A 15194-nucleotide genomic window follows, 5' to 3' on the forward strand; every position below is an offset into this window, starting at 1 on the left:
CGTCGGTGGCCCAGTCGACGCGGGCGTGGGTGGGGGTGACGCCGAGGCGGGTGAGGAGGTCCAGGAGGGACTCGTAGGCGTCTTGGGAGGCGTTGCGGGTGGGGGTGGCTCCGCCGGTGCGGAGGTGGAGGGGGCCTTGGGTGGTTGCGGTGGGGTCGTCGGGCATGGGGGATTCCTTGGGTTGATTTCCCTGTGTGCCTACATCGTCACTGTCAGTCCCCTACGCTCTCTACGAGTTGAAGTCCCAACCTCGTTCCTGGGAGAACGGACGCACAAATGCCAAGGCCCCCCAAGGAATTGAGTCCTGAGCGAAGTGTTCGGGACCTATTCGGATTCAAGGTGCGCAGTCACCGCGAGCGGCAAGGGTGGACGCTCGAAGCGATGTCGAGCCGACTTGCCATCAGCAAGAGCCACTTGGCCCGGGTGGAGGTGGCTGAGTACATGCCGCCGCCGGAGCTGCCCGCGCAGTTGGATGGGTTGTTCGGTACGGACAAGTACTTCACGGAGCTGTATGCGCTGTGCAGGAAGGAAGCGCATCCGGACAAGTTCCGGCGTCGGATGGAGCTTGAAGACAAGGCGGTCGGGATACGCGAATACACGCCGCAGCTCGTTCCTGGCCTGCTCCAGACGGAGGCGTACGCGCGAGCGTTGTTCCGCATGCATGATCCGAGGGCTACAGAGCAGCGGATCGACGAGCTGTGGACGCTGCGACTGGGCCGTCAGGCACTCCTCTTGAGGGAGCCCCGGCCGGACTACGCGGCCATCCTGGACGCAGGCGTGCTGCTCCGGGGCTACGGCGGTGCGTCCGTCATGAGGGATCAACTGGCCAAATTGCTGGATCTTTCCCTGACAGCTACCACGTTCATCCAGGTAGTGCCCTTCTCTACCGGGGGTCAGGGCTTGGCAGGGGGATCGCTATCCCTCTGGACGCTCGATGACGGGCGGCACGTAGCCTATGAAGAGGGCATCAGCACCGGGACACTGCTTGAAGAAAAGACCGAGGTTCTGAGCCTGATCCGAGCCTACGATCTGCTCAGTGCGTCGGCGCTGTCGCCCGCTGAGTCTGCGGACTTCATCCGGTCCACTTTGGAGGCACTTCCTGATGAGCAAGTCCCCTGAGCCCACTGCTGTCCGGTGGGTTGCGTCGAGCTACAGCGGCAACGGAGGGGGGAACTGCGTTGAGTGGGCCCCTGATGTCGCGACCGCGTCTGGCCTGGTCCCAGTTCGGGACAGCAAGGCGCCCACTGGCCCCGCCCTGATGGTTGCTGGACCCGCCTGGTCAGCTTTCCTGGGCCATGCTCGGGGTCTGACTGTCTGATTCAGTCTGGAGGCACTTCGCATGAGTGAGTCGTCCGAGCCCACTGCTGTCCGGTGGGTTGCGTCGAGCTACACCGGTAACGGAGGGGGGAACTGTGTTGAGTGGGCCCCCGATGTGGCCACCACTTCAGGTCTCGTCCCAGTGCGTGACAGCAAGGTGCCGACGGGTCCGTCCCTGACGGTCGCGGAGCCCGCTTGGTCGGCCTTCGTGGGCCATGTCCGAGGTCTGGCCGTCTGAGCCCGGCTACGCGAAGAGGGCGGTAGCAAGCCGATGCCTGGCTTGCTACCGCCCTCTGTTGTGCTGACTACTCGCTCTTCTTCTGCCGTCCGCGCGTCTTCTTCTCGGGGCGCCAGTTCACGAGGTCAGTCTCGGACACCCCGGCGTCGGCGCGACCGGTGTCGAGGGCGGCCTGGAACTCTTCGGCGGGGTTGCCCTCCCACTCCTCGTCGTACTCGCCGTACCACTGGTGCACCCAGGGCAGGGCTTCCCGGAGTCCGGCGAGGAGGGGGACGAGTCGGGGGTCCGTCTTCTCCCAGCCGTCGTTCTCGACGCGGTTGCGGATCAGGCCGACGAGGGCGTCGGCTTGGTCGCGGTGGTTCCAGCCGGCCCAGCCGAGGAGGAGGGAGGGGTCGGAGTCGGGGGAGGCGCCGGGGTAGGAGATGAAGCGTTCCTTGGGGACGTCGAGCTTGCCTCGGTTGGCCCAGAAGGAGTTCTTGGCGAAGTCGGCACTCGTGTACTTCGGCGGGACCTTGATGTCGAGCCGCTGGCCGGTCCGGTCTTCCTCGCGCTGCTGATCCCAGACCTGCTCCCACTGGGCGCGCTTGCGTAGCCCGGAGTCCTTGTAGCGGAGGGCGGAGAGGTGGGGGACGTGTTCGGCCTCGATGACGGCGGCGAGGACGGTGGCGAGGGAGGCGTCGCGCTTGTTGAGGTGGTCGGTGGCGTACAGCTCGGCTACGGACAGGACGTCTGGGTTGCTGCGGAGGGCGTCGGCGAGTTGGTTGATGGTGAGGGGGCGGGGGACGGTGAAGCCTTCGCGCTCCTCGTACCAGAGGTCTTCGCGCTCGGCGGCGTCGAGCAGCCAGGAGCGGAGGGCGGCGGCCTCGCGCTTCTCCCAGGGTTCGATGGACCAGCGGCGCTTGTATTCGGGGCGCTCGATGAGGCGGATGTCTTTGTTGGCTTCGATGAGGTCGATGCGGGCTTGGACGACTTTCTTGTAAGCGTCCGGCCAGTTCGCTGGAATTTCCGTTACCGAAGAAAACCGATGATTATGGTGGCTGAACCACGTTGTCGCGATCTTGCCAATTTCCCGATCGCGTGCAAGGTGAATTGCGAAAGCGCGGTGACTTGGCGAAGTGTTGGAGATTTCTGCACTTTCCATATTCGGGATGTGTTTCAGGGTAGTGGTTTGAACCTCCGTGGGTGTGAGTAGGCCGTAGGCGCCGTATACATTCCAATCTAGTTCTTCTTGCAGAATGGTCAACAAGGTGCGGATCTTGTCTTGCCTTAGGCGTGCTGCATCGAGTTGCTCTCGTGTCGGTACTCCTTGGCTGGCCACGGTGTGTGGCTCAGATTTGGCCAACTCTCCGGAGAGTGAATCGAGTTCGTGTGCAATGTCGAACGGTAGAAGGTCTGGAACGGGGAGTTTTTGTAGTTTCGTGGCGGAAAACTGGAATCTGTGCTCCCAAGGCTCGTCTGCCCCAGCTTGCTCGGCCCCCGGCCGGCCCTTGTTGTGGCTGACTTGCTTCATCCAGAAGCAAGCTGCTGACGAGTTCAGCAAACCCAATAGCTCGATATGCTCCTTCTCTGAAGTGTTGCCGGGTAGTTTGATTACTGGTGCGGTCTGAGTGAAGACCTTACCTCCGCGATCTAGCGCGAAATGATTGTGTGTGGTGACTTCGGCGTAAACAATCGACAGTTGAGTTCGATATCTTTCTGCAACCCATCGGTACCAAGTCCACCAAGGATCTTCTGATTCGGCCCGCGTTTTGCCACCGAAGCCAGTTGTCGAACCAAGCGTCGTGCGCATTGACCAGAGATGTCGCCCCCATGAAGTGGAATCGTCGAGTGGCATCGGCTCTTGCTGTGTGTCGTAGGGGACAAGTGCTGGCTCGTCAGATGCGATGCCCCAGTCACGTACTCCTTCTCCGATAACCAGGTCTCGCTTGAGGAGGCCGGTGTCCATGCGCTGGTTGAACCACGGGCGGGACAAGAAGAAGACGGCGTCCTGGCCTGGAAAGCTGGCAAACCCAATTGGTCGGCCCAATAGATTATCGAGTGTGCGAGGTGCCTTTTCCACCTCCTCCAGTACAGTCGCAGCGCGGCCACCGGAAAGACTCCACGGGAAGTTCGCGAATGCTTGACGATTGCGGTCTGTTGCTGTCACCCATTCGGATTCACTATCTGGTACCCCTGCCTGCCTGACGATGGCACTCCAAACCATCCCCTTTGCTGGGATCTTTGGCTGCTTAGGTTCACTACGGACAGCGAGTACGGCTCGAATAGGGTCTGCTTGTCGCGCCTTTTGATTGCGTCCAGCCAGAATTACTGTTGGTGTGCCGTGTCCTGGGATGAATGCACCTGAAGTGTCGATTACATGAGTGAGGCTAATTCCGGCGAAGTCCCGCTTCCGACCTGTACTGGGGTCCTTGTATTCTCGGCCGCCGTGGAAGTATGCCTCGATCAAAACCTTCCCGAATTCGCGCTTCATGAAGGAGTTCGAGGTGATTTGCCCCGTGAAGCCTCCGTTCTTGCGGCTTCCCTCGGCGCGGATTGCTAGCTCGAAAATCCGCTGCGCAAACGGAACGGATAGAGCATACTGGCCGGCGCACGAGAAATACGCCTTCCGGTAGTTCTGACTCTCCTGGCTGTCCTTCACCGTGATGTACGGCGGATTCCCGACGACAACGTGATACGTACCCCGCCCAAGCAAATCCACCTCGCGCGAGTACGTCTCCACATCCTCCGTCCGGTAATAGAAGGTCTCCTCTTCCTCGAACAGCGTGTCAAGCGTCTCCGTCACGGTATCCAGTGACCGCCCATGCAACAACGAGTCCCCCACAGCCACCCGAATAGGCAACCCCGGCGCCGCGCTGAACTCCCGCACCCCGCCCGCCTTCAACGCGGCGACGAGCAACCGGAATCGGGCAATAGCCACGGCGAACGGATTCTTGTCGGCCCCGTGGACCGACTCCAGAGCCCGCCGTACCAACAACCACGGCTCACTCCCAGGCTCGGCCTCCCGCCACTTCTCAAGGAGCCGTTCGAACATCCCCAGCAAGAAGTGCCCCGACCCGCACGCGGGGTCAATGCACCGCAACCCCCGGACAACCTCAACACCCCCCACCCCATCCGCGAAAACCTCGCCCTCCCACCCACGGGGCCGGTGCTTCCACTCCGGGGTGAGACCGAATTCCTCGACCGCAGGCTCAAGCGTCAGATCGAGGATGAACTCCTCCACGAACACCGGCGTCTGAAGGAGCGCGTAGGTCTTGCGGGCGTGTTCGGACAGGTCCTGATACAGGTCACCCAGAAAACGCGTGTCCAGGTCCGCGTCGGTGAAGTCGTGGACGATCCCGCCCTCGGCGTCCCGCTCACGCCAGAACGCGAGGAGCGCGGTCGCCGCCCCGTAGGACGGGGTGACCTCGTAGAGCGGGTTGTGCGCGCGGTCGAAGAGCCCCGCGACGGTCGCGTGGGACGCGGCGAGCGCGGCGAAGGACTCCTCAAGCCAGTCGCGGTCGTTCTTCGTGGGGTGCTCGCGGAAGTACCCGTCGTGGCGGTCCTGCGCCTCGGCGAGGCGCTCGCCGGGACCGGACAGCCACGGTTCCGGAATCAGCCCGTTGTCCTCGCTGAAACGGACGAAGACACAGGCCAGTACCCACGCCGCCGCGATCTGGACGACCCGCTCGTCACGCCAGGTCTCGTACATCGCCGCCGTACGCTCCGCGGCGACGGCCTTGCCGTACTCGGCGTGGAGGGCGTCGCGGAACTCCGGTTCGGTGTCGGTCCGGGTGCGGAGGTCGTCCTCCAGGAGGCGGGCCTGCGCCTGGAGATCCTTGAGCAGCCGTACGCGGTCCAGCCCGGCCCCTCCGGACCCCCCGGACCCCGTCCCCACCGCCGCAGCCGTCGTCGTCGTCACCGTCGGAACACTCCCTCACCGCTCACGCGCTCACGCACCGCACCCAACCGGGCCGGGCCCCCACGGCCCATCGCCCCATCCTGCCAGCACGCAACCGCACCGCACACGAACGATCCGTAACCGGGAAGATCACCCGACCCCCTTCTCCTCCCGCACACCGCAGCACGCTCACGATCGAGGCGGCACGGAGGCGGACGCCGTACCGGCTCGACAACCGGGTCCGCGCTGCCCCGCCGACCGCTCCCCGAGCGGGACCGTTACCTCTCGCGACACCCCTCGTACCCACTCCGCCGAGCCCGCCCCGGAACCGGTCGCGGAGCCCGGCGCCCTGGTGGCCGGCGCCGTGGGGCGGACCTTCGGCGGCGGTGGGGAAGCGCCCCGGGAGCCCAGCACCTGGTGGGGCGGGCCCCCGAACACGCCGGTCACCTGCGCGAGGGCCGCCAGGCGGTCATGCCGAGGCCCTCACCCCGTCGCATGTGCTGGGCCTGCCCGACCGGCTCGGCGGGCCCAGACCACGCCGGGTGCCGTCCTCCCCGACGCGTACGCCCGCCGGGTCCACCCGATGCCGACCCGCCGACGATCCTCGACGTCCTCACTCCGCCCGCGAACCGCCGGGGCTCAGGGCCGGAGATGACTCGGCACGATCTCGGACAACAGTCGCCACATCCCGGTCGAGGGATTCGTCTTGTGCTCCTCACCGGTCTTCGCCAACGCGCGGGCGCGCTCCATGGCCGCGGGCCACTTCCCCCTGTAGGGGGCGAAGTCGAAACTGTCGGCCGACTTGCTGTAGCCCGGATGATGGGGGGCGAGTTTCCGTTTGGCCTGCTGATATCCGTTCAATACTGCACGGTGCTCACAGAAATGCAGCAGCAACCAGAACTCGAAACAGGGATTGGACAGGGCGACTTCGATGCCCTCGCCCTCAGCGAACCTGAGTGCCTCGTCCAACTGGGGGAAATCGTCCACATCCAGTACGCACCACGTCTGCTCGTAATGGTCCCGCGCCCGCGCTCGCGCCCCCACCGCGTACTTGATCACCGACACCGGATCGCGTGGACACACCTTGACCTCCACGTCGACCGCGCGGTTGTCCACCGTCCTCAGCAGCCCCCGCACATAGATCGGTTCGGTGTTCCGCGCACCGCACACCACCAGGATCGCCGGTAACTCGTCCCGATAGGCGGGCTTCCTGTACAGCGTGGAATCCCGTCTCGGCTTCTTCCGGCCGTCAGGCTTCGGCTCCCTCGCCACCTGTGTCCCCCCGGCTGGCGAGCGCCAGCGTGAACGTGTCGTCGATCATCGGCACCGCGCCATAACTTCCGCTCATATAGCGCCGCTCCCGGTTCTCCTCCTGGCGCGGGCGGAAGTCCGACAGCGGATACAGCGAGCTCTCCCCGAACTCGTTCTTCGTCATGAACCAGACCTGATCCCGCTTCAGGATGTCCTCACCTGCCCGACGCCCCAGCAGACTCACGTCATGGCTGGTGAACAGCAACTGCGCGCCGTACGGATTGCGGGCCGGGTCCTGGAAGAGGGCGACGAGGAACGCGCTCAGCCGTGGATGCAGACTGCTGCCCAGCTCGTCCACCACCAAGGTGCCGCCCCAGCGGGCAACCCCCTCTAACGTCAGCGCGTAGTCCACCAGCGCCTGCGTACCGGCGGACTCGGCGGACAGCGGCACCTCGAAGGGGCCGTTCCTGCCGGTGTGCTTCAGCAGCAGCTCATGACGCGTGTACGGCACTTCCTCAGGGGTGCCCTTGCTCTCCGAGGTCTCCACACGGAAGTCCTCGATACCCAGGTCCGCGACGCGCAGCAGTTCGCGCAGGTGGGCCGGTTCACGTCGGCGGTCCAGCCGCAGGGCCAGATGCCTGAGCATCAGATGCCGTGACCCCGACCCCGAGCTGAGAGGACCACCGAACACCAGACTCTCGCGGAACCAGCGATAGACCGGGCCCACCACATCCAGCGCCATCCTGGACCGACCCGCCACCGAAAGGAACAGGGCATTCGGGGCCGTCACCTCCGCGACGGTACGTAACTGCCGCGGATGGTCCTGCAAACTACCGACGCTGAATGTCTCCCCGTTCCGCTCGAAGACGACCCGCTTACGCCCTTCCGGATAGGCGTAGAGCCATTCGCTCACCACATGCTCGTCGTCCACCTCGAAGCCGTACGTGTACTGCACCCCGCGCACGAGGAGATCGGCGACGTACCAGGACGACTCCCTGTGCACCACGTCCGCCAGGAAGGGGCGTCTGCTCACCCCCTCGCCGTCCTCCGCCAGCAGATGCGAGCGGATGACCATCCTGGCCATGTAGCGGAGCGCGTCCACCACGTTGGATTTCCCCGCCGCGTTCGACCCGAAGATCCCCGCGACCGGTACCGCCTCCCACGCCGTACCCGGCGGGCGATCCCCCTCGTAGACCGGCTGAAGCTGCCATTCCAGCTCGTCACGGATGGAGCGGTGGTTGGCCACCCTGAAGTTCAAGAGCATGAGCACCCCCTCCCTCAGCCTAGTTTCACCAGCTTTCGTGCAAGTGAATCGCCGGTAAGGGGGTCTGGCAAGCAGAACAGGCCAATCAGGCCATCGAACAGCCCTACGGGGCAGGCGCCCTCGACGTCACTCCGACACCGTCCGCAACCCCTTCAGGAACAGCCCGTCCAGCACCTCCCACTCGGTGACCCGGTCGACCACCTCCACCGTCCGCCCGTCCAGCGTGGGCGTCGCACGCGGGTCCTCGGCCGGCAGGAGCAGCCACAGACCGTGCGGGACATCGGCCGGACGGCGGGCCGCCTGCTGGAGCGCGGCGAGCAACTCCCGGCCTCCGGCTTCCCAGTAGCGGGCAGGCAGCCCGGCCTCATGGACCAGGACGACCGACCGGGGACCGGCCGCTTCCGCCCGCTCCACCACCCGCTGCCCGACCCGCTCCGCCGCCGCCCTCGTGTACGAGGCCAGCGCCGCGCCCAGCGTCCCGGTCACCGCGAACTTCGCGTCGGCCTTGACCAGGGCCTCCCACCGCACCGACTGCTCCTCGGACAGTGCGCGCAGGGCGTCCAGGAACAGCGCGTTCGCCGACACCGGCGTCACGTCATAGCGCTCGGCCAGTGCCTGTGCGACACCCGGCAGCTCCGCACCCTTCAGGGTGAGCGCCAGAAAGCCCCCGCGGCGCTGTGCCTCCGTGAGCCGCGCGGACAGCACCTCGCGCGGGTCCTTGCCCTCGGCGATCCGCCCCTGGGCCGCGGCGTACAGGGAACTCGTGCTGGTCAGCACGGACGACGAACCGGCCGGGAGACCGGCCGAGCCGTTCTGCTGCCGGGGCAGGAAACGGCGCCGGTTCGGGTCGTACACCAAGGGGAACTCGGCCTTGGCCAACGCCTCCGCCAGCTCCACGTACGTCGTCTGCTCCAGCACCGCCAGGCCGGGGAAGCGGGCCCGGACCCTGGCCAGCAGATCGTCGGTGGTGATCCCCGACTCGGGCCGGACCCCCGCGGGCGCCTGCGAGATCCGCAGGGCCCGGGTCAGCCCCAGCGCCAGCGGGAACAGCTCCAGACGGGGGGAGACCGCGACCCCGCCCGCCATCGACGCGGCCAGCTCCACCAGCCGGGTGTCGGCGACCGGCGCCATGCCCTCGGGCGCGGGCACGGCCCGCAGCACCCGCAGCACGGTGGCCCGGCCCGGCAGCGGCTCCCGCGCCGCGAGGTCCGCGGCCTGCTCACCCAGGGCCGTCGCGTAGTCGGCCAGCTCCGCCGGAGTCGGGTCGTCCGAGCCCGGCTGATCCTCCAGCGCGATGACCACACGGCCACCCCGGCGCTGCACATCGAACCGGGCCGGAGCCTCCTCCGCCTCCTCGGCCCCACCCGCCTCCCGCTTGCGCAACTCGGTCTCGACGGCGGCGCGCACCACGGCCAGCGCCCGGCCCTCGGCGACCCGCGCCTCACCCGTCCCCGCCCCGTGCCGGGCCCGAAGCTCCGTCGCCAGCTCCTCCGCCGTCGACACCCGGCCACGGTCGGTGAGGATCGCCACCAGCTCGTCGCGCACCCGGGACAGCCACGGCAGCGCGGCCCACCGCTCGACCGCCACCTGCTGGTTCTGCGAGACGGTCGGCTGGCTGATGCCCAGCGACCGCGCGATCTGGCTCTGCGCCGGCCAGGGCTCCAGCGCCTCCCCGTCCTCCAGCACCCCGGGCAGTTGCAGCGTCGCCCGGACGACATCGGGACGCGGCCTGGTGCGGCGCTTGCCCTCCGGCGGGGTCAGCCGGGCGGCCAGCGTGTCCACCGACTCCAGGATCTCTTCCGGCGCGTCCGGCTCGATGACCACCGGCCGCTTCACGGCGGCCCGGCGCCGCAGCTCCTGCGTCCACTGCCGGTGCCGGCGGTTCAGCTCCTTGCGGATCGCGTTGCCCGCGCCGCGCGCCCGCGAGATGTGGTGCGGTGGGATGTCGAGGAGTTGCTCGACCGTGTGCGCCTTCAGCCCCTCGGCGACCGACACCGCCCGCGGTGACAGACCGGCAGCCGCGAGCGGGGTGTCCAGCCGGGCCGCCTCGGCGGCCTGCTCCCGCGCGTCCTCCAGATCGTCCGCGCTGATCCCCACCGTCGCCGGAGTGGTCGCGGGCCGGGCCGCGTCCGCCCGGCGGAACACCTGCCGCCACGCCTCCTGCAACTGACCCAGGCTGTCGAACCGCTGCTCCACATCCCGGTGCAGAGCCCGCTCGAAGAACCCCTTGAGCCCCTCACTGAGCGCCTGCGGAAACAACTCGGCCGACACATGCAGCGCCGCGTCCGAGACCATCCGCGGATCGCCCTGGCCGTCCCCCCACACTGGACGCTCCCCGGACGCCATCTCGTGCAGGGTGACGGCGGCGGCGTACCACTCCGCGTGATCGTCGTACCGGGAACGGCCGACGCCCCCGAGGAACGGATCGAGGTACGCCCGCGTACCGGCCTGCACATCCTGGTCCGGCGCGTCGGCCAGGGAGAAGTCGAACAGCATGAGCTGCCAGGAGCCGTCACTGCGCTTGAACAGGCCGAGATTGTCCGGCTTGATGTCACGGTGGCGCACCCCGCGCGCCGCCAGGGTGTCCAGCGACTCGAACAGGTCGTTGCCGAACCGCTCCAACTGGTCATAGCCCAGAGGACCCTGATCCCGCAGCCGGGACCCCAGGCTCACCGGCTCGCGGTCGTCGTCCGAACGGAAACCGCCCGCGTACTCGATCTCCAGCGCCGTGTGCCCGCCGAGGTCACGCGGCTCGGCGTACAGCTTGACGATCTTTCCGCCGCCGACCTCCCCGAGCGCCTTCGCCTCCGCGAGCAGCCGCGCGTCCTTCTCCTGGTCCAGGGCGACCTTGAAGACCCGGACGGAGTTCTCGTCGTCCGCGGGTTCGGTGCGGCGCACCAGCAGCGCGCGGGCCGTCGCCCCCGTGCCGAGGACCCGGACCACCGTCCAGGTGTCGTCCAGTTGCTGCCCCGCCTGTGCGACGAGAGGGTCCACACCGGGGACGCCGCAGCGCGGAGCCGCCTCGTCGGCCTCCGCGGCGGCGAGCAGCTCCAGGAACTCATCCACGGACGCGAGCCGGTCCCGTACGTCCGCCGCCGTGGCGCGGAAGACCAGCGCGTCGAGCGCCGCGGACACCGCGTCGGAGACGGCGTAGGGGTGCAGCCCCTTGTCGTTCTGGAGCCGCTCCAGCAGGGCACTGCGCCGGTCCGCCGGGGAACGCCCCGTCAGCAGCAGATAGGCCAGCGAACCGAGCCCGAACACATCAAGGTCCACCGGGTCGGCGAACTCCTGGTCGGTCTCCGGCGCCAGATACACCTGAGCGGTGTCGGCGATCAGCGCCGCGTCCAGCGGTGTCTCACCGAGGGACACATGCACGGATGTCTCGAAGTCACGGGCGGCGGTCTGCCAATCGGCGATGCGCAGCACCGGATCGGCGCCGTCCTCCCGCGCCGACACATAGACGGACCGCGCGGACAGCGCGCGGTGGTAGAGGGACCGGTGGTGCGCGTACCGCACCGCCTCGGCGAGCTGCCGGACCAGATCCAGCCGCAGTACGGGTGTGAGCCGCCCCCCGTACGCGTCGAGATAGGCGTCGAGCCGCAGATCCGACTCGCGGTGCCGGAACAGGATCGCCGGACCGCCCTGGTGCTCACGGATCTGCACCGCCTGCACGATCCCGCGATGATTGATGCCCTGGAGCACCTGGTACTCGCGCCGGGCCGCGCGATCCACCCTGGCACGCTGCTCGTCGGAGGCGGCGGCGCCGGACAGATATATACGGACCCGGCCGCGCTCCTTCACCAGCTCGTCGTCCCGCACCGCGAGCCGGTCCTCCCAGCCCGGCCCCGCGTCGAGGGCTCGCGGTTCGAGCTTCCAGCCCTCCCCGTACCGCAGATGCGCGGTGGAGTGACTGATGCCGATCCGCTGCATCAACTGTTCGAGCCGCTGACTCACCAAGGGAGTGATCCGCCAGCTCTCCCGCTCCGGCGGACGCCCCAGCAGGTCGTCCCAGATCTTCGGCAGCCCGCTCGCCCCGTCGTTGCGCCCGTACACGGAGGTGCGCTGAAACTCGTCGAGTTCGCTGACCAGGCCCGGGTCGTGCAGAAAGACCGCCGGTTTGATGAACGGGACCTGACGGGGGTCCATCCGCAGTGCGCGGGCCGCCCGGTCGAGCTGACCCCTCAGCTCCTTGGCCTTCAGATCCGTCAGATGGAGGGGATTGCGGATCGTACGGACCCGGTCGTCGCCGTGGAACTGCCAGGTGTCACCGTGGTTCACCACCCGGCCCGGATGCCCCTTCAGCTCCAGCAGATAGAGCCCTCCCGGCACGGCGATCAGCACATCGCACTCGTTGATCCGCCCGGACGCGGCGGTGAACTGGAACGTCGCCCACGCCCGGTGGGGCTCGGTCTTGGGCATCAGATCGCGCAGATGGTCCAACCCCTCCTGTTCCCAGGGGAAGGGGGACCGCCGAGGCTGGAACCACCGCTCACGGGGAGCGGGAGCAGTCGGCCTGGGAGCAGCGGACACCGAGCACCTCCGCAACGCGGCAGCGGACGGACAAGGCACGGACACCTGAGCGCCCGCACCTTCTCCGATGACAGGACCGAAATCCTAGTCGCCCGCTCTGACAGTCGGCCCTGCCGCCGGAACGCACTCCTTATTTCTTTTACTACGGCCTTCCTACCGAGGCCCATACCTCCGCCCCGTCCGCGAGCTGATCCCCCCCAGCACCCCCCGCGGCACCAGCTTCGCCGCGCCCATCAGGGCCTTGTAGCGGGGGTCGGGGATGGACACGGACTTGCCGCGGGCCAGGTCCGTGAGGGCCTCCGCGACCACCTTGTCGGCGTCGAGCCACATCCAGCCGGGGATGCTGTCGGTGCCCATCCCGGCCCGCTCATGGAACTCGGTGCGCACGAAACCGGGGCACAGCGCCATCAGCCGCACCCCGCTGCCGGCCAGATCCCGCGCCGCGCCCTGCGTGAACTGCACCACCCACGCCTTGGACGCCCCGTACGTCCCGCGCGGGACGAACGCCGCGACCGAGGCCACGTTCACCACCCCGCCCCGCCCCCGCGCCCGCATCGACTCCGTCGCCGCCGAGGTCAGCCGGAGCACCGCCTCGCAGTGCACCTTGAGCATCCGCAGCTCATCGGCCATCGGTACGTCCAGATAGCGGCCCTTGTTGCCGAAACCCGCGTTGTTCACCAGCAGGTCCACCGGGTTCTTGCGGTCGCCGAGCCGGGTGGCGACCGCCTCGATGCCGGTGTCCCCGGCGAGGTCGGCACGCAGCACCTCCGCCTCGATGCCGTGCCGGTCGTGCAGTTCGGTCGCCTGCTCACGCAGCCGCTCGTCGTCCCGTGCCACCAGGACGAGGTCATGCCCGTCGGCGGCCAGCCGACGCGCGAAAGCGGCACCGATGCCCGCCGTCGATCCCGTAATCAGAGCCCTTGTCATGGCGCAAGGTTAGTGACCCGCGCCACTCTCCGCGGACCACGCGAGCCCGTCCCCGGGCTTTCGGCCTTCCCCATCCCCGAGGGGACGTCAAGAGGCGTATTTCGCCAGGTACTTGTCCATCAGCTCGACCGACTCCGGGTGCAGGGCCGCGCGCGCGGGCCCCAGCTCCGGCAGCAGGTCCCGCCGCGTGGTCTTCGCCCGGAACTCCAGCGCGACCGTCACCCCGTGCTCCGGCCGGTGCACGATCTCCACCGGGTCGCCCGCCCGGATCTCCCCCGGCTCGATCACCCGCAGATACGCCCCCGGCGCCGCCCGCTCGGTGAACCGCCGCACCCAGCGCTCCTCGCCCAGATGCCCCTGGAACGTCCGGCACGGCACCCGCCCGCAGGTCACCTCCAGCAGCAGCTCCGCCCCGACCCGCCAGCGCTCCCCGATCAGCGCGCCGGAGACCTCGACGCCCAGGGTGGTCAGATTCTCGCCGAACGCCCCGTCCGCCAGCCCCCGGCCCAGCTCGCCCTGCCAGGCGTCGAGATCCTCGCGGGCCATGGCGTACACCGCCTGGTCGTCGCCGCCGTGGTGGCGCAGGGAGCAGATGGTGTCCCCGGCCAGCCCGCTGCCGCCGGTCCCCTTCGGCCCGGGTGCCGTCACCCGCACCGGCCCGGCCACCGGCCGCTTGTCGATCCCGGTCACCCCCTCGGGGTGGTCGGTGTACGGCACGGCCCGCGCGCGGCCCACATTCACTGACAAAAGCTTCATGACCTCACGGTATGTCCACCCCAGGTCAAAGTCACCGCCTATTATCCGGCGCTCGCCCCAAGGTCCGCTTATGCTCGAAAGATGATCGAGGCCCGCCACCTCCGCGTTCTGCGCGCCGTCGCCACCACCGGGTCCTTCTCGGCGGCGGGGCGCGAGCTGGGCTGCACCCAGCCCGCCGTCAGCCAGCAGATGAAGGCCCTGGAGTCGTCCGTGGGCACCCCGCTGCTGGTGCGCAGCGGGCGCGAGATGCGGCTGACCCAGGCGGGCGAGGCCCTGGTCCGGCACGCCTCCGGCATCCTCGCCGGGCTCACGGCCGCCGAGGAGGAGGTCGCCGCCATCGCGGGGCTGCGGGCCGGCCGGGTCCGGCTGGTCTCCTTCCCCAGCGGCAGCTCCGCCCTGGTCCCCACCGCGCTGGCCGCCCTGCGCGCCGCCCACCCCGGCACCCGGGTCTCCCTGGAGGAGGCCGAACCGCCGCGCTCGGTGGAACTGCTCCGCGAGGGCGACTGCGATCTGGCCCTCGCCTTCCGCTACGAGGGGGCCGGGGGAGCCGAGGCCGCCGCCGAATGGGACGACCTCGTCGTACGGCCCCTGCTGCGCGACCGGCTCGTCGCCCTGGTGCCCGAGCGCCACCGGCTGGCCCGCGCCACGTCCGTCGCCATCGGCGACCTCGCCGCCGACCCCTGGATCGCGGGCTGTCCGCGCTGCCGGGGGCAACTGGTCGAGGTGTGCGAGAGCGCGGGCTTCGCGCCCCGGATCGACTTCGCCACCGACGACTACCCGGCGGTGGTCGCCCTGGTCGGCGCCGGTCTGGGCGTGGCCGTCCTCCCGCAGCTTGCGGTGGAGTCGGTACGGCCGCGCGGGGCGCGCACGGTGACCCTGGAACCGGCGGTCCGGCGGGAGATCGTCGCCCTGACCCTGCCCGATCTGGCCCAGGTCCCGGCGGTCGCGGCGACCCTGGACGAACTGGAACGGGCGGCGGGCCGGCTGCTCCCCTCGTCCCGCTGACCGCACCCTCGCCGCCGCCCGAGGAGCCG

At 68.6% G+C, this 15194-nt stretch carries 10 protein-coding genes; 4 read left to right on the top strand and 6 right to left on the bottom strand.

Going from position 1 to position 15194, the window contains the following annotated elements:
- Positions 1-276: 276 nt before the first annotated feature.
- From ABZX40_RS21600 to ABZX40_RS21610, 3 genes are read left to right on the top strand one after another with little or no spacing between them, the layout of a single operon-like run.
- Positions 277-1119, top strand: coding sequence for a Scr1 family TA system antitoxin-like transcriptional regulator (locus ABZX40_RS21600; RefSeq protein ID WP_355740927.1), 843 nt, complete (start codon positions 277-279; stop codon positions 1117-1119).
- A complete protein-coding gene (locus tag ABZX40_RS21605) occupies positions 1103-1318 on the top strand; it encodes a DUF397 domain-containing protein (RefSeq protein WP_355740925.1) in 216 nt (71 codons plus the stop codon). Before ABZX40_RS21600 ends, ABZX40_RS21605 begins: the two co-directional genes overlap by 17 nt.
- 21 nt (positions 1319-1339) lie before the next feature.
- Positions 1340-1555, top strand: coding sequence for a DUF397 domain-containing protein (locus ABZX40_RS21610; RefSeq protein ID WP_355740923.1), 216 nt, complete (start codon positions 1340-1342; stop codon positions 1553-1555).
- A gap of 67 nt (positions 1556-1622) precedes the next feature.
- Here the strand turns inward: ABZX40_RS21610 and pglX are convergent, their stop codons facing one another.
- The 6 genes from pglX to ABZX40_RS21640 all read right to left on the bottom strand — a co-directional run bounded on the left by pglX (position 1623) and on the right by ABZX40_RS21640 (position 14160).
- Positions 1623-5453: a BREX-2 system adenine-specific DNA-methyltransferase PglX gene (gene pglX / locus ABZX40_RS21615; protein ID WP_355740921.1), complete on the bottom strand. Its 3831-nt coding sequence runs from the start codon at positions 5451-5453 to the stop codon at positions 1623-1625.
- A 618-nt stretch (positions 5454-6071) separates the two neighbouring features.
- A complete protein-coding gene (locus ABZX40_RS21620) occupies positions 6072-6704 on the bottom strand; it encodes an RloB family protein (protein ID WP_355740919.1) in 633 nt (210 codons plus the stop codon).
- Positions 6682-7947 (bottom strand): ATP-binding protein, encoded by a 1266-nt coding sequence (locus tag ABZX40_RS21625; RefSeq protein WP_355740917.1) that lies wholly within the window; start codon positions 7945-7947, stop codon positions 6682-6684. Before ABZX40_RS21625 ends, ABZX40_RS21620 begins: the two co-directional genes overlap by 23 nt.
- Positions 7948-8073: 126 nt before the next feature.
- A complete protein-coding gene (gene pglW / locus ABZX40_RS21630; RefSeq protein WP_356162628.1) occupies positions 8074-12522 on the bottom strand; it encodes a BREX system serine/threonine kinase PglW in 4449 nt (1482 codons plus the stop codon).
- Positions 12523-12630: 108 nt separating this feature from the next.
- Positions 12631-13404 (bottom strand): SDR family oxidoreductase, encoded by a 774-nt coding sequence (locus ABZX40_RS21635; RefSeq protein ID WP_355740913.1) that lies wholly within the window; start codon positions 13402-13404, stop codon positions 12631-12633.
- Between the two features lie 87 nt (positions 13405-13491).
- Positions 13492-14160, bottom strand: coding sequence for an MOSC domain-containing protein (locus tag ABZX40_RS21640; protein ID WP_355740911.1), 669 nt, complete (start codon positions 14158-14160; stop codon positions 13492-13494).
- 81 nt (positions 14161-14241) lie between these two features.
- Between ABZX40_RS21640 and ABZX40_RS21645 the strand changes: the two genes are divergently transcribed.
- Entirely contained in the window at positions 14242-15165 is a 924-nt protein-coding gene (locus ABZX40_RS21645) for a LysR family transcriptional regulator (RefSeq protein ID WP_355740909.1), read from the top strand.
- Positions 15166-15194: the final 29 nt, after the last annotated feature.

Origin of the sequence: Streptomyces sp. NPDC004610, from assembly GCF_040609715.1 — a bacterium.
In the GTDB taxonomy this organism is placed as follows: Bacteria; Actinomycetota; Actinomycetes; order Streptomycetales; family Streptomycetaceae; genus Streptomyces.